At 72.1% G+C, this 14,452-nt stretch carries 15 protein-coding genes; 13 read left to right on the top strand and 2 right to left on the bottom strand.

Translation table 11 applies throughout. From position 1 onward, the window contains the following. Window positions 1-1,288 (top strand): BspA family leucine-rich repeat surface protein (locus RI554_07305; GenBank protein ID MDR9391821.1); only part of this gene is annotated, 1,288 nt, incomplete at its 5' end. Window positions 1,289-1,290: 2 nt separating this feature from the next. On the opposite strand, the gene RI554_07300 is transcribed toward RI554_07305, so the two are convergent. Continuing rightward, window positions 1,291-2,901, bottom strand: a complete 1,611-nt coding sequence (locus RI554_07300; protein MDR9391820.1) for a GGDEF domain-containing protein — start codon at window positions 2,899-2,901, stop codon at window positions 1,291-1,293. Window positions 2,902-3,007: 106 nt separating this feature from the next. Here RI554_07300 and RI554_07295 point away from each other — a divergent pair, with 106 nt between their 5' ends. Further along, window positions 3,008-3,223, top strand: a complete 216-nt coding sequence (locus tag RI554_07295; GenBank protein MDR9391819.1) for a DUF2892 domain-containing protein — start codon at window positions 3,008-3,010, stop codon at window positions 3,221-3,223. 115 nt (window positions 3,224-3,338) lie between these two features. On the opposite strand, the gene RI554_07290 is transcribed toward RI554_07295, so the two are convergent. Continuing rightward, window positions 3,339-4,442 (bottom strand): cytochrome-c peroxidase, encoded by a 1,104-nt coding sequence (locus RI554_07290; GenBank protein ID MDR9391818.1) that lies wholly within the window; start codon window positions 4,440-4,442, stop codon window positions 3,339-3,341. Between the two features lie 432 nt (window positions 4,443-4,874). Here RI554_07290 and RI554_07285 point away from each other — a divergent pair, with 432 nt between their 5' ends. The 11 genes from RI554_07285 to RI554_07235 are packed head-to-tail and all read left to right on the top strand — an operon-like array spanning window position 4,875 to window position 14,262. After that, complete coding sequence (locus RI554_07285) at window positions 4,875-6,122, top strand: hydrogenase small subunit (protein ID MDR9391817.1); 1,248 nt, start codon at window positions 4,875-4,877, stop codon at window positions 6,120-6,122. A gap of 3 nt (window positions 6,123-6,125) precedes the next feature. Next, window positions 6,126-7,820 (top strand): nickel-dependent hydrogenase large subunit, encoded by a 1,695-nt coding sequence (locus RI554_07280; protein ID MDR9391816.1) that lies wholly within the window; start codon window positions 6,126-6,128, stop codon window positions 7,818-7,820. A gap of 4 nt (window positions 7,821-7,824) precedes the next feature. Then, entirely contained in the window at window positions 7,825-8,652 is an 828-nt protein-coding gene (gene cybH, locus RI554_07275; GenBank protein ID MDR9391815.1) for a Ni/Fe-hydrogenase, b-type cytochrome subunit, read from the top strand. Window positions 8,653-8,656: 4 nt separating this feature from the next. Continuing rightward, complete coding sequence (locus RI554_07270) at window positions 8,657-9,241, top strand: HyaD/HybD family hydrogenase maturation endopeptidase (protein ID MDR9391814.1); 585 nt, start codon at window positions 8,657-8,659, stop codon at window positions 9,239-9,241. After that, entirely contained in the window at window positions 9,234-9,581 is a 348-nt protein-coding gene (gene hypA / locus RI554_07265; GenBank protein MDR9391813.1) for a hydrogenase maturation nickel metallochaperone HypA, read from the top strand. The genes RI554_07270 and hypA overlap by 8 nt, the downstream gene beginning before the upstream one ends. A 19-nt stretch (window positions 9,582-9,600) precedes the next feature. Further along, complete coding sequence (gene hypB, locus RI554_07260) at window positions 9,601-10,371, top strand: hydrogenase nickel incorporation protein HypB (GenBank protein MDR9391812.1); 771 nt, start codon at window positions 9,601-9,603, stop codon at window positions 10,369-10,371. A gap of 32 nt (window positions 10,372-10,403) precedes the next feature. Continuing rightward, window positions 10,404-10,634 (top strand): HypC/HybG/HupF family hydrogenase formation chaperone, encoded by a 231-nt coding sequence (locus tag RI554_07255; GenBank protein MDR9391811.1) that lies wholly within the window; start codon window positions 10,404-10,406, stop codon window positions 10,632-10,634. After that, window positions 10,627-11,805 carry a hydrogenase formation protein HypD gene (gene hypD / locus RI554_07250; GenBank protein MDR9391810.1) on the top strand — a complete coding sequence of 393 codons (1,179 nt, stop codon included), beginning with the start codon at window positions 10,627-10,629 and terminating at the stop codon, window positions 11,803-11,805. The genes RI554_07255 and hypD overlap by 8 nt, the downstream gene beginning before the upstream one ends. After that, the gene (hypE, locus tag RI554_07245; GenBank protein MDR9391809.1) at window positions 11,789-12,880 is read left to right on the top strand and encodes a hydrogenase expression/formation protein HypE; all 1,092 of its coding nucleotides are present in this window, start codon (window positions 11,789-11,791) and stop codon (window positions 12,878-12,880) included. The genes hypD and hypE overlap by 17 nt, the downstream gene beginning before the upstream one ends. Window positions 12,881-12,890: 10 nt before the next feature. Beyond that, window positions 12,891-13,445, top strand: a complete 555-nt coding sequence (locus tag RI554_07240) for a (2Fe-2S)-binding protein (protein ID MDR9391808.1) — start codon at window positions 12,891-12,893, stop codon at window positions 13,443-13,445. 16 nt (window positions 13,446-13,461) lie between these two features. Then, window positions 13,462-14,262 carry a DUF692 family protein gene (locus tag RI554_07235; protein MDR9391807.1) on the top strand — a complete coding sequence of 267 codons (801 nt, stop codon included), beginning with the start codon at window positions 13,462-13,464 and terminating at the stop codon, window positions 14,260-14,262. Window positions 14,263-14,452: the final 190 nt, after the last annotated feature.

Raw genomic sequence — 14,452 nt, 5'->3', positions numbered from 1 at the left:
GGGGCCGAGCGAACCGGTGCCGTACGAGCTGCGCATCGAGGGCCCGCTGGACGCCTTCGGGGACGGCGCGTCGTGGGGCGGTGCCGGGGAGGGGGCGCAGACCGTCGAAGCGGTCGTCTCCTGGGGGGCGACCGGCGCGACGTCGCTCGCCGGGGCGGCGTTCGGGGCGACGCGCCTCACGACGGTCCCGACGTGGCTGCCCGCCACGGTGCGCGACCTGTCGGACCTGTTCCGCGACGCGACGGCGTTCGACCAGGAGCTCGGCGGTTGGGACGTCTCGAACGTGACCGACCTCACCCGGACGTTCGCGGGGGCGACGGCGTTCCGCGCGGGCGTCGCGGCATGGGACGTCGGTAACGTCACCTCCACGAACGCGACGTTCGAGGGCGCGACGGCGTTCGACGAAGACCTCGGGGCGTGGGACGTCGCGAACGTCGTGGACTTCACCTCGACGTTCGAGGGTGCGGCGGCGTTCGCGGGGGACGTGCGGACGTGGGACACCGGCGCGGCGCGCTGGATGGACGGGATGTTCCGCGACGCGACGTCGTTCGACGGGGACGTCGGCGGGTGGGACGTCGCGGGCGTCCAGGACCTCTCGTCCGCGTTCGAGGGGGCGACGGCGTTCGATCGCGACCTCGGGGGCTGGGACGTCCGCTCGGTCCTCAACATGGACGGGACGTTCGAGGGCAGCGGGATGTCGCAGGCCGCCTACGACGCCACCCTGGTCGGGTGGGCGGCCGCCATCGAGGGGGAGGGCGCCCCGGTCCGCGTGGTGCACGCCCGGCCGTTCAGCCCCGCCGACGCCGCCGTCCCGCGGATCTACCGCGCGGACCTCGAGGCGAGCGATGAGACGGTGTCGGCGTCGACGGTCGTCGTGCTGGAGGCGGGGCACGGCTTCCCGTTCGAGGCGCTGCGGGCCGGGGAGGCCGACGACCGGTTCTGGGTCCGGCTCGTCACCGACGACGTGAGCCTCACCGACGTCTACCTGAACGTCGGGCCGCCCGACGCGTTCGCCGCCGACCGGACCCGCGAACTGGCGCTCCCGTTGGGGCTGCAGGACGCGGAGTCCTTGACCCACGACGACGTGAGGGGTCGGGTGCTCCCCCTCCCCGTGGAGGGCGTCGAGCTCGGGGCGCCGCCGTACCCCGGCGGGGCGGTGACGCACGACGTGATGCGGCCCTCGACGCCCGCGGCGCAGGCCGCCTGCGACGCCCTGGTCGGAGGGCTCGGCTGGACGGTCGGGGGCGTGTCGACGACCGACGTCGCGTGCCGCCTCCCGCCCGGCTGACGTCAGCCGCCCGCGAGCACGACGCGGTCGCGCCCGGCGCGTTTGGCGTCGTACAGCGCGGCGTCGGCGGCGGCGACGAGGTCGCCGGGCGCCCCGGCCCCGGGCTGCAGCACGGCGACGCCGACCGACGTCGTCAGCGGCGTCGTGCCGTCCCCGGGGAGGTCGATGGGGGTGGCGGCGACGACGGCGCGGAGCCGATCGAGGACCGCGTGGGCGTCGCGCGCGTCGGTCGCGGGGAGCAGCGCGAGGAACTCCTCGCCACCGACCCGGAACAGTTCGTCGGTGTCGCGGAGGTGCTCCGCGGCGAGGGCGGCGAAGGCGCACAGGACCGCGTCGCCCGCCGGGTGGCCGTAGCGGTCGTTGATCGCCTTGAAGTGGTCGAGGTCGAGCGCCGCGACGGCGAGGGGGGTGGCGTGGCGGTCGGCGCGGGCGCGCTCGCGGGCCAGCGCGTCGTCGGCGGCGCGGCGGTTGCCGAGGCCGGTGAGGGCGTCGTGCAGCGCGTCGGTCCGGAAGCGTCGGCGGTCGGCGCGCACGCGTTCCTGGGTCGCGGCGAGCGCGACCGAGAGCAGCGCGAGGACGCCGGCGACGGCGTAGAGGATGCGGCGTTGGCTGGGGTCGCGCATCGGGGCGAGGGCCGTGAGGGTGGCGGGCGTCACGTGCCGCACGAAGGTCCAGCGGTCGGCGGGGGCGCCCTCGGGGTGATGCAGGCGGCCGTTCCCTGCGCGGGTCGGGTCGAGGGTGCGGGCGACGAGGAGCCCGTCGGCGTCGCGGACGCTGGTGGCGTCGCCGGTCAGGATCGGGGTGGCGCCCTCGAAGCGGGAAAGCAGCGGGTGGGGGCCGTCGGCCGGGACGGGGTCGGCCCAGGCGGCGTCGTGGTCGGGCGGCGCCCACATGACGACGTCGGGGCGCACGACGATCACGTCGCTCGCCAGGTCCTGCGTCCGCAGCACGTCGAACACGCGGCGGACGAGGGGGGTCGCGTCGAACTCGACGCTCAGCACGTGGGGTGGCACGCCGGGCGTCGGGGGGAGGCGCATCGCGAAGCCGACCAGGACGACGGCGCCGTCGCCGTGGGCGGCGTCGGCGTCGGGGGTGGCGACGTCGGTGAGGACGAGGCGGCCGGCGGGCGCGGCGACGGCGGCGGCGACCCGTGCGGCGCGGTCGAGGTCGGGGGAGGTACGCGGCGGCACGGCGCGGGCGCCGCCCCTGTTGCGCACGACGTGGAGCGCTTCGCGCCCGTCGGCGTCGACGAGGCGGATGCGGGCGTAGCGACCGTAGGTCGCCACGATGCGTCGGAGGTAGGTGGTGCCGGCCGCGCGGGTGGCGGCGTCGCCGGCCACGGCCGCCTGCACCGACGGGGCGGCGGCGGTGACGGCGACGTCGCCGGCGATCTCGGCGTAGGTGCGTTCGAGCAGCGACGTGGCGAAGCTCAGGTCGGCATCGGTGCGGGCGACGAGGGTCGCGATGCGGGCGTCGTGCAGGCTGCGGTACGACGCCCACGTCAGGAGCGTCACGATGCTCATGGCGACGACGAAGATGGCGACCGCCGCGCCCGCGATGGCGAGCGGGGCGGTGCGAGGTCGTGCCGTGCGTTCGGGAAGAATGCGCCCCATGCGTCCCTGAGTGTAAGGCGCATCACGCACCGGCGAAGGTACGCCCGTCGCGCGTGCCGCGCGGTTCGTCCGGCGGCGGGGGTAGCGTGGGTGCGAGGAGGTCGCCATGACCAAGAACGAAGGACCGTTGGATCGTGCCGTTCGCGTCGTGATCGGGATCGTGCTGCTGGCGCTGCCGGTGTTCGGCGTCGCCGCCGGGGGCCTCGGCTGGGCCGCCGGGATCGTGGGGGTCGTGCTGATCGCGACCGGCGCGCTCGGCTACTGCGGGTTGTACCGGGTGCTGGGCGTGAACACCTGCCCCGCCCCGAAGCAGCAGGGCTGACCCCGCACGGTCGTCCGCAAGGCGCGGCGCCCGCCCCCTCGGGGGCGGGCGCCTGCTCGTCGTGGGGTGGGTGGGGTCCGCGGCGCGCCCCCGGGCGGGGCGGCGCGGGCCGGACTCACTCCGCGGAGGCGCTCGCGTCCTCCTGCGCGGCGGGGGTCGGGAGGGGCGTGTCCTCGGTGATCTTCGGGAGGGCCGGGACGGTCACCTCCGGTTGGTCGCCGGTCAGGCTACGCAGGAAGGCGGTGATCTTGGCGACGTCGTCGTCGGTCAGCGTCGCACCGAGCTGCGCGTCGCCCATGATGCGGACCGCGTCCTCGAGGCTCCAGACGGTGCCGGAGTGGAAGTACGGCGGGGTGAGTTCGATGTTGCGGAGGCTGGGCGACTTGAAGGCGTACTTGTCGGCCTCGACGTTCGTGACCGCGTAGCGGCCCAGGTCGTCCTCGGGGAGGATGAACGCGTCGGGGCGCTCGACGACGCCGAACGGGAAGTAGCCGGTCCCGCCGATGTTGATGCCCATGTGGCAGCTCACGCAGCCCTTGTTGACGAACAGCTCGAAGCCGTCCTTCTCCTCCTGCGTGAGGGCGGTCTCGTCGCCCTGCATGAACAGGTCGAACGGCGCGTTGGGGGTGAGGAGGGTCGACTCGAACACCTCGATCGCCAGCGCGACGTTCTCGAAGGTCACGGGGTCCTCCTGGTCGGGGAACGCCGCGTCGAACGCCTCGACGTAGCCGGGCATGCTCTTCAGGGTGGCGACCGCCTGCTCGGGGGTGTTGGCCATCTCCAGGGCGTCCTGGATGGGGCCCATCGCCTGCGCGGCGAGGTCCTCGCTGCGGCCGTCCCAGAACTGCGCGATGTTGAACACCGCGTTCAGCATCGTCGGTGAGTTGCGGCCGCCGCGCTGCCAGTCGTGGCCGATCGACTTGGGCTGCAGGTCGACGCCGGCCATTCCGACGTTGTGGCAGCTGTTGCAGCTGATCGCCCAGGAGGCGGAGAGGCGCGGGTCGAACCACAGCATCCGCCCGAGCTCCATCTTGGCGTCGCTGTAGGGGTTGTCCTCGAGTTCGGCGTGGCCCTCGGGGATCGGTTCGAACAGCGCCTGCGCGCGGGCGATGAGCGGGTCGACCTCGCCCTCCTGCGCCAAGGCGGGACTCAGCAGGGCGGCGAGCGAAGCGAACGCCACGGCGAGGGCGAGGAGGCGGGGGAGGGGACGTCGCGTCATGTCGGTTCCGTCCTTTCGGGAGGCCGGGATCCTCCCGGGGTGAGGGGGTGCGGCGTGCGCCACGCCCGGTGCGTGGCGGCCGACCGCCCGTGCGTCGACCGATGGCGTCGTGCGGGGTCGTCGCGTCGGTTGCCCCAAGCGTAGGAGCGACCCATGAGGGGCCCGAGGGACGAACGTCCCGCCGGGGGGAGGGGCGGGCCGGCCCCGTCCCTCACGTGAAAACGTTCACGAAGTCCGGGGACGGATGCCCCATCACGCCCACCGTGTGCGTTGCTACGTTCGCCGCATCGCGAGGGACGGATCGCGTCACGCCCCAGCCGCCGGCCATGCGGCGGGGGTGCGATCCGAACCCGTGAACCCAGGGCCGAGGGAGCGACCCGGCCCGCCCACGATGCGCCCCGGGGGACGCATCGACCGCGCGAGGAGGAGCGCATGACGACAGCCCATCGGCACGCAGGCCCCGACCCGACCCACGACCTGGAGGCACGCACCCAGGAGCACTACGAGTGGCTCGCGGCGGAGGCCGACAAGAACCTCGACCGGCTCGAAGCGCAGGACCCGGTCCACGACGTCACCCTCGACGACGTCCTCAAGCGCCGCGGCCTCAGCCGCCGCGACTTCCTGAAGATGTCGGCGGTGATGACCGCGACGCTGGGCCTTCCCCCGATGTTCGACCTGCGCGTGGCCCGCGCCCAGGAGGTCGCCACCCGCCTGCCGGTCATCTGGCAGGAGCTGCAGTCGTGCAGCGGGAACAGCATGGCGCTCATCCGCAACGCCAACCCCGGCACCGACGAACTGCTGCTCGACCTCATCAGCCTCGAGTACGCCGAAATCCTCATGGCGCCCTCCGGCCAAGCGGCCGAGGACGTCCTCGCCGACGCCATCGAGCGTTACGACGGGCAGTACATCGCCGTCTTCGAGGGCTCGGTCCCCGTCGCCGAGGACGGCGGCTACCTCACGATCGGCCCGACCGGCGAGACCGGCGTCCACAAGGTGGAGCACATCTCGAAGCACGCCGCCGCCGTCATCGCCGCCGGCACCTGCAGCGCCTACGGCGGCATCCCCGCCGCGCGCCCCAACCCGACCACCGCGATGGGCGTCGCCGACTTCCTCGGCCAACGCGGCATCGGCACGCCCGTCGTGAACCTGCCCGCCTGCCCCGTCTCCAGCACGAACGTCGTCGGCACCATCCTCGAGTACGCCATGTTCGGCCGCCTGCCGTCGCTCGACGCCTACGGCCGCCCGCTGTGGGCGTACCAGGACCGCATCCACGACAAGTGCGAACGCCGCGGCCACTTCGACGCCGGCGAGTTCGTCGAGGGCTGGACCGACATCGAGGGCCTCAAGGCGGGCCTGTGCCTCTTCAAGGTCGGCTGCAAGGGCCCGATGGCGTACAACAACTGCGGCGTCGTCCGCTACAACGAAGGCGCCTCCTGGCCGATCATGGCCGGCCACGGCTGCATCGGCTGCAGCGAACCGGGCTTCTGGGACACCCTCACGCCGTTCGAAGTGCCCCTCGCCGGGCGCGTCTACGCCACCCCGTTCGGGACCGACGCGGACGCCGACACCATCGGCACCGTCGCCCTGGGGGCCGCCGCCGCGGGCGTCGCGATCCACGCCGGCGCGACCGCCGTCAAAGCCGCGACCGAGTCGCGGAGCGACGCGAAGAAGGAGCAGTGAATCGTGGCCGCGAAACACGTCATCGACCCCATCACCCGCATCGAAGGGCACCTGCGCATCGAGATCGAAGTCGACGAGACGAACAACGTCGTCGAGGAGGCCGCGAGTAGCAGCACCGCCTTCCGCGGCTTCGAGAACATCATGCGCGGCCGCGACCCCAAGGACGTCGGCATGTTCGCGCAACGCATCTGCGGCGTGTGCACCTTCCACCACTACGAACGCGGCGTCGAAGCGACCGAGGACGCCTTCGGCGTCACGCTCCCCCCGAACGCCCGCATGCTGCGCAACCTCATTTGGGCCGCGCAGGCGATCAACGACCACACGACGCACTTCTACCAACTCCACGCGATGGACTGGTTCGACGTCGTCAGCGCCCTCGACGCCGACCCCGTCGCCGCGACCGAGATCGCGCACCAGTTCCACCGCACGCCCTACAACGCGTCGGAGTCGCACTACACCCAGGTCGCCGAACGCCTCCTCGCGTTCGTGCAGTCGGGGCAACTCGGACCGTTCGCCGGCGGCTACTGGGGCCACCCCAAGTACCGCCTGAGCCCCGAAGAGAACCTGATCATTGCCAGCCACTACCTCGACAACCTCGCGGTGCAACGCATGAGCGCCAAGGCCAGCGCCATCTTCGGCGGCAAGAACCCGCACCCGCAGAGCCTGATCGTCGGCGGCATGACGTCGGCCCGCGACGCGCTCGACGCGCACCGCATCGCCGAGTACCAGTTCCTCATCCAGAAGTCCGCCGACTTCGTCGAGCGCGCCTACCTGCCCGACCTCGAACTCATCGCCCGGCGCTACCGCACCGAAGCGCTCGCCGGCGAGGGCGGCGGCCTGCGGAACTACATGTCGTTCGGCGCCATGAGCCTCGACGAGCGCCCGTGGGCCCAACGCGCCCACTTCCTGCCCGCCGGCCTCGTGCTCGACCGCGACCTGAGCACCGTGCACGACGTCGACCCCATGAAGATCGCCGAGGAGGTCGCGCACGCCTGGTACGACTACGAGGGCGGCGAAACGGCGCTGCACCCCCTCGACGGCCAGACGAACCCGAACTACGAAGGCCTCAACGAGGACGGCACCCTCAAGACCGAGGGCGGCTACAGCTGGATCAAGTCCCCGCGCTACGACGGCCAACCGGTCGAGGTCGGCCCCCTCGCGCGCCTCATCGTGGCGTACGCCGCCGGCGACGAGAAGGTCCAGACCGCCATGGACGGCTTCACCGACACGATCGGCGTCCCCTTCGACTTCTGGTACTCCACCGTCGGCCGCACCGTCGCCCGCGGGCTGGAGACGAAGATCATCGCGGACTACGTCCCCGAACTCGTCACGAACCTCACGCAGAACGTCGCCAACGGCGACGACCGCTTCTTCAACCGCTACGAGCCCAAGGACGGGCCCGGCTGGGCGATGGGCGAAGCGCCGCGCGGCAGCCTCAGCCACTGGCTGACGGTCGAGAACGGCTCGGTCGCCAACTACCAGGCGGTCGTCCCGTCCACCTGGAACGCCAGCCCGAAGGACGGCCGCGAACAGCGCGGCGCCTACGAGGCCGCCCTCGTCACGCAACCCATGTCCGACCCCGAGCGGCCGCTCGAGGTGGTCCGCACCATCCACTCGTTCGACCCCTGCCTCGCCTGCGCGGTCCACGTGCTGAACCGCGACGGGGAGGAGATCGCCCGCTTCGAAGTGGAGGTGTGACGCCGTGACGACCGACACCCGCCGCCTGCCGCCCCGCAAGGACGCGGTGGTGCTGGAACGCGAGGGACGCCCCCGCATGGTCGTGTACGTCTTCGGGCGCTACGTCCGGGCGGCCCACTGGATCCGCAACGCCCTGCTGATCTGGTTGGTGCTGAGCGGCATCTACCTCGGCAACCCGTTCCTCGCGCGCAGCCTCACCGGGGACACCTCGTCGACCTTCGTGCTCGCGCAGGTCCGCGGCTGGCACGTCGCCGCCGGCTGGATCCTGCTCGCCTTCACCATCGCGCGCATCTACCAGTTCCTGTTCATCAATGAACGCGGCCGCCTCGGCCTCGGCAAGGAACTCAAGATGGCGCCCATCCTCGTCAACTGGAGGGCGTGGCGCGACCAGCTCGCCTTCTACCTGTTGATGCGCCGCGAACACCCGCACTTCACCTACAGCAACTACGGTCCCCTGCAGTACCTCGTCTACACCGCGCTGTACGCCGCCCTGCTGGTCATCAGCGTCACCGGCATCCTCATCGCCGCGCCCTACCTGCAGAGCGGGATCGCGGTGTGGAGCGCCGGCCTGCTCGCCCCGATCGAGACCGCCCTCGGCGGGATCGCCAACGTCCGCACGCTGCACCACGTGACGATGTGGTTCTTCATCCTCTTCACGCTCGTGCACATCTACATGGCGGTCTGGAACAGCATGCGCACCGGCAACCTGCTGGTCGAAGGCATCATCTCCGGATTCGCCGCCAAGGACATGCCGGACGCCCGCGCGGCGACCGACGACGACTTCGACGCCCCGGGCGAACCGGCGGCCGAGGACGACGCGAAGGAAGGGTGAGGACATGAGCGAAGCACGCCCGCTGTTGGTGCTCGGCGTCGGCAACGTCTACTACGGCGACGAGGGGGCGGGCGTGCACCTCATGCACTACCTGCGCACCCGCTACGCCTTCCCCGACCACGTCGACGTCGTCGACGGCGGCACCCTGGGCTGGCACCTGCTGAACCTCATCGCCGAGTACGACCACGTCGTGCTCGTCGACGCCGTCGCCGCGCCCGTCGGGAAGGTCTACCGGTTCGGGCGCGACGACGTCCCCAGCGAAATCGGCTACGGCAAACTCTCCTCCCACGAGTGGGAGGTTCCCGACCTGCTCTCCGCCATGGACCTCCACGGCGACCTGCCCGACGTCACCATCACCGCGATCGGCGTCCGCCCCCTCGAGTTCGAGACGGGCGAGGTCGGCGCGGTCCTCAGCGACCCGATCCGCGAACGCCTCGGCGCGCTCGCGACCGTCGTGCTCCGCGAACTCGAGGCGCACGGCGTCACCGTCGCCGACCGCGACCCGACGATCCGCCCCGACGAGCCGTTCGACACCGAAGCGATCGTCTTCGGCGCCATCGCCGCGCAGGAGCAGCTCGCGCATGCATGAGATGTCGATCGTCCTGAGCATGCTCGACCTCGCCGAGCACTCCGCCCGCGAGGAGGGGGCGTCGCGCATCGACGCCATCCACCTCGAGATCGGCGCCCTCGCCGGCGTCGTGCCCGAAGCGCTCGAGTTCGCCTTCCAGGGCGCGCGCGACGGGACGATGGCCGAAGCGGCCCGCCTCGAGGTGGACTACCTCCCCGCGATGGCGCGCTGCGCCGGCTGCGAGGCCGACTTCGAGCTCGACAACCGCTACGGCGTGGCGCTTTGCCCCACCTGCGGCACGCCATCGGCGAACCTATGGCAAGGGCGCGAACTCCACCTCGCGCACCTCGAGGTCACGTGATGCGAACGGGAGGTCCATCATGAGTCAGGCTCCAGGCACCCGCGACGTCGCCCTCCACGCCCACGGCGGCGTGGACGGCAGCGACGTCCGGACCGTCCAGGTCCAGAAGTCGTTGATGACGCACAACGACGGCGTCGCCGCCGAGAACCGCGCGCGGTTCGGCGACCGTCTCGTCCTCAACATCGTCTCCTCGCCCGGCTCCGGCAAGACCGCCCTCATGGAACGCACCGTCGCCGACCTCGCCGACACGCTCCGGGTCGGGGTGGTCGTCGGCGACCTCGAGACCGACAACGACGCCGTCCGCATCCACGGGGCCGGCGCCCCGTCGGTCCAGATCGTGACCGGCGCCGTCTGCCACCTCGAAGCGGAGATGGTCGCGCGCGCCGTCGACGGCCTCGACGTCGAGCACCTCGACGTCGTCGTCATCGAGAACGTCGGCAACCTCGTCTGTCCCGCCGCCTGGGACCTCGGCGAGGACCTCCGCGTCACGATGCTGAGCACCACCGAGGGCGAGGACAAGCCGCTCAAGTACCCGCGCATCTTCAAGGACGCCGACGCGGTGATCGTCAACAAGATCGACATCGCCGACGCCGTCGGCTTCGAGCGCGACGCGGCGCTCGACGCCATCGCCAAGGTGGCGCCCACCGCCACCGTCTTCGAGACCTCCGCTCGCACCGGCGAGGGGATGGACGCCTGGACCGCGTGGCTGCGCGAGCGCCAGGCCGAGAAACGCACCGCCATCGCCGGGGCACCTGCGGGCGCCGGCGTCGCCGCCGAGCGTCCCCGCTGACGCCGGCCCGATGAACGAGGAAGGAGACCGCGATGTGCCTAGGCATTCCCCACGAGGTCGTCGACGTGATGGACGAGGACACCTGCCTGATCAAGGTGGGCGAGGTCGCGCAACACTGCTTCATCGGCCTCGTCGAGGACCTGAAGCCCGGCGACTGGGTCGTCGTGCACGCCGGCTTCGCAATCGACCGCATCGAGCCGGAGGAAGCGAAGGCCAACCTGAAGCTCATCCAGACCTACCTGGAGCCCGAGACCCGTGCCTGACGTCGACGCCCACGCCTTCGACCCGCACGTCTACAAGGACGCCGACGTCGTCGCCGGCCTCCAAGCGAAGATCGCGTCGCTCGCCGACGAGATCGGCCGCCCGGTCAAGCTCATGCACATCTGCGGCACGCACGAGCACGAGATGGGCCGCTTCGCGCTGCGCGACCTGATCCCCGACACCATCGAGGTGCTCGCCGGCCCCGGCTGCCCGGTGTGCGTCTGCGACAACGAGTACGTCAACCTCGCCATCCAGCTCTCGCTGCGGCCCGACACCATCGTCACCAGCTTCGGCGACATGCTGGCGGTCCCCGGCAGCATCCCCCTCGAGGGCGAACGGCGCGGCGACGTCCGCATGAGCCTGCTGGACGCGCGCGCCGAAGGGGGCGACGTCCGCACCGTCTACAGCGTCTTCGACGCCGCGACCCTCGCGCAGGAGAACCCCGACAAGGAGGTCGTGTTCTTCAGCGTCGGTTTCGAAACGACCGTCGTCGCCGTCGCCGCCATGCTGAAGCGCGGCGTCCCCGACAACCTCAGCATCATCGAAGCGAACTACTACACGCCGCCCGCCACGAACCTCCTCCCGACCCTCGACGGCTTCGACATCGAGGGGTTCATCCTCCCCGGACACGCGGTCACCATCACCGGCCTCCGCGTCTACGAACACCTCCCCGAACAGGGCATCGCCTGCGCCGCCGGCGGCTTCGAACCCGCCGACGTCCTCGTCTCCATCGTGGCGCTCCTCGAGCAGATCCGCGACGGCACCCCGCGCATCGACAACCCCTACAACCGCCTCGTGAAGTACGACGGCAACGAAAAGGCGAAACGGGAGCTCGACGAAGTCTTCGAGCTCGCCCCCATCCGCTGGCGCGGCATCGCGGAGATCCCCGCCTCGGGCTACAAGCTGCGGCCCGCCTACCGCCGGTACGCCGCCACCGACCGCTTCGCCGGTCACCTCGAGACCCTCGACCTCGCCGGCGCCGAGCACCCCAAGGGCTGCCGCTGCGCCGAGGTCACCCTCGGCCAGATCCGCCCCGACGAATGCGGCGTCTTCGGCAAACTCTGCACCCCCGACGCGCCCTACGGACCGTGCATGGTGAGTCACGAGGGCACCTGCCGCGCCTGGTACCTGTTCGGCATGGGCAAGGAGAAGATTCATGTCGAAGTCGCCTGACGACGCCCCCACCGCCGCGGCCGACGCCCCCGCCGGTACGCCTTCCGGTGCGACCGCCGGACGCTCCCGCTACGGCTCCGTCCGCCTCGCGCACGGCTCGGGCGGCAAACTCAGCCTGGAACTCATCCAGGAGCTGTTCGTCGCGGAGTTCGGCAACGCCCCCCTCGCCGAACTCACCGACGCCGCGATCCTCGAGAACCGTCCCGGCCGCCTCGCCTTCTGCACCGACTCGCACACCGTCACGCCGACCTTCTTCCCCGGCGGCGACATCGGACGCCTCGCGGTCGCGGGCACCGTCAACGACCTCGCCGTCATGGGCGCCACCCCCGCCTACCTCACCGCCGCCTTCCTCCTCGAGGAGGGCTACGACATGGAGGAGCTCGAGCGGGTCGTGCGCTCGATGAAGGCCACCGCCGACGAGGCCGGCGTCGCCATCGTCGCCGGCGACACGAAGGTCCTCGAGCGCGGCAAGGGCGACGGCCTGTTCGTCAACACCGCCGGCGTCGGCTTCCTGCCCGACGACGTCCGCATGGGCGCGAGCGAGATCCGGCCCGGCGACAAGATCCTCGTCAACGGCACGCTCGGCGATCACGGCATCGCCGTCATGTCGCGGCGCGAAGGGCTGGACATCGGCGTCGACCTCGAGTCCGACGTCGCACCCCTCACCGGCCTCCTCGCCCGCGTCCGCGAGGTCGCCCCGAACGTCCGCTTCATGCGCGACGTCACGCGCGGCGGTCTCGCCGCCGTCGGCAACGAAATCGTGCTGGACCGCCCCTGGGGCCTGCGCATCTTCGACGTCGCGGTCCCCATCCACGACGTCGTCGAGGACGTCAGCGAAATGCTCGGCATCGACCCGCTCCTCGCCGCCAATGAAGGGAAGGTCCTCCTGGTCGTCCCGCCCGACGAGGCGGACGCCGCGCTCGGCGCGATGAAGGCCCACCCGCACGGCCGAGAAGCGGCGATCATCGGCGACATCGTCAAGGAGCCCGCCGGCACCCCGATCGTCGAAACCGCCTACGGCAGCCGCCGCATCCTGGAGATGCCCATCGAAGAGCAGCTGCCCCGCATCTGCTAGGGAGGACGCCGTGATCCGCAACGAACGCGCCTTCATCGAAGCGGCCGTCGCCGCCGTCGGGAACGCCAAGGACCTCGTCCTCCCGGTCCTCATGGTCGACACCCCCGACGACCCCTGGACCCCCGAACGGATCCGCGCGCTGCGCGACCGCGGCGAGGAGCTCGGCCCGTTCGTCGCCCGCGCCGTCGACCTGCTGATCGACCTCGAGGTGCCGTTCCTCGAGGAGGAGGCCCGCCTCTCCGCGCACGGCGTCGACCTGGCCCACGACATGGAGGGCTTCGAGGTCGCCATGGTCGAGTTCGAACGGACCTTCTGGGAGGCCCGCTACGCCGAGTACCAGGCCGACCCCGACCGCTGGGACCTACCCGAGGTGGAGCACCACGACGTCTGCGAAGACCACCACCTCAGCAGCGCCCGCGTACGCGACGCCATCCGCGAGCACGGCGTGACCAGCTTCGAGGCGCTCGCGCCGTTCCTCGGCACCGACGTCTCCTGCGCCACCTGCCACACCGCCGTCACGAAACTCCTGCTGCAGGAACTCCGGAGGGCGAAGGACGCCCGCTGACCCGCCCCGCCTCGCCGTGAACGACACGCCCCTCGCCCGGCGGCTCGCCGGCGAGGGGCGACTCCCGGACGTCGCGGTCGAGACGAGCGGCGCGAAGACCGACGACGCCCCCGCCGCCTACCCCGACCACCCCCTCTGGCTGCACGTGCCCGTCTGGGATTGGTCGCTGGCGCACCCCGACGCCCTCGCGCACCGGGACGCGCTCGCCGTCACCCGCGCCCGCCTCGCCGCCACCGGCGCGCCGTGGCTCAGCGTCCACGTCGGCTTCGCCGCCGCGGAGGTCGCGTACGACGGCGGCATGCAGGCCCGCACCCCCACCCTCCCGCGCGACGTCGTCCTCGCGCGCGCGACCGCGACGCTCGCGGCCCTCCGGAACGCCGTCGACGTGCCCGTCCTCGCGGAGAACCTCGACGACCAGGCGCGCCCCTCGCCGGACGGCACCCGCCCCGCACGGCCCGCCTATGCGCACGTGTGCGACCCCACCTTCCCGTCCGACCTGACGCGCGCCGCCGACGTCGGCCTCCTGCTGGATCTCGCGCACGCCCAGGTGAGCGCCGCGGCGCAGGGGAGGGACGTGCACGCCTACCTCGCGGCGCTCCCCCTCCACCGCGTCCGCCAGATCCACGTGTCCGGGCCCCGTCCCCGCGGCGACGGCACCCTCGACGACGCCCACGCGACGCTCCGTGACGCCGACCTCGCGCTGCTCGCCTGGACCCTCGCCCGCACCCGACCGTGGGGCGTCACCCTCGAGTACGGACGCGACGAGGCCGGCCTCCTCCGGGACCTCGACCGGGTGCGCGCCACCCTGGCGGCCTGACCCGCTCCGACGCCCCCACCCACCTCGACGCGCCCAACCCCGCCCCACGCCCGGCAGGCCCCGCTGGGCGTCCGTCCTGCCCCCCGGCACGCGGTGCGGTAGCCTCGCCTTTTCGGAGGCGCCGGTGCACGGCGCTGGGAGGGAGACGGCATGCTGACGGCGCTCGGGGGCCTCGCGCTCCTGCTGCTCG

This window comes from Trueperaceae bacterium (assembly GCA_031581195.1).
Lineage (GTDB): Bacteria > Deinococcota > Deinococci > Deinococcales > Trueperaceae > SLSQ01.
This window is presented reverse-complemented; position numbering and strand designations above follow the sequence as displayed.

What these genes read in the sequence shown, in the direction of transcription:
- hypA (MDR9391813.1), top strand. Translation starts at nt 9,234, where the DNA reads ATGCATGAGATGTCGATCGTCCTGAGCATGCTCGACCTCGCCGAGCAC.
- RI554_07270 (MDR9391814.1), top strand. Translation starts at nt 8,657, where the DNA reads ATGAGCGAAGCACGCCCGCTGTTGGTGCTCGGCGTCGGCAACGTCTAC.
- RI554_07255 (MDR9391811.1), top strand. Translation starts at nt 10,404, where the DNA reads ATGTGCCTAGGCATTCCCCACGAGGTCGTCGACGTGATGGACGAGGAC.
- RI554_07285 (MDR9391817.1), top strand. Translation starts at nt 4,875, where the DNA reads ATGACGACAGCCCATCGGCACGCAGGCCCCGACCCGACCCACGACCTG.
- RI554_07290 (MDR9391818.1), bottom strand. Translation starts at nt 4,442, where the DNA reads ATGACGCGACGTCCCCTCCCCCGCCTCCTCGCCCTCGCCGTGGCGTTC.
- hypB (MDR9391812.1), top strand. Translation starts at nt 9,601, where the DNA reads ATGAGTCAGGCTCCAGGCACCCGCGACGTCGCCCTCCACGCCCACGGC.
- hypE (MDR9391809.1), top strand. Translation starts at nt 11,789, where the DNA reads ATGTCGAAGTCGCCTGACGACGCCCCCACCGCCGCGGCCGACGCCCCC.
- RI554_07300 (MDR9391820.1), bottom strand. Translation starts at nt 2,901, where the DNA reads ATGGGGCGCATTCTTCCCGAACGCACGGCACGACCTCGCACCGCCCCG.
- RI554_07295 (MDR9391819.1), top strand. Translation starts at nt 3,008, where the DNA reads ATGACCAAGAACGAAGGACCGTTGGATCGTGCCGTTCGCGTCGTGATC.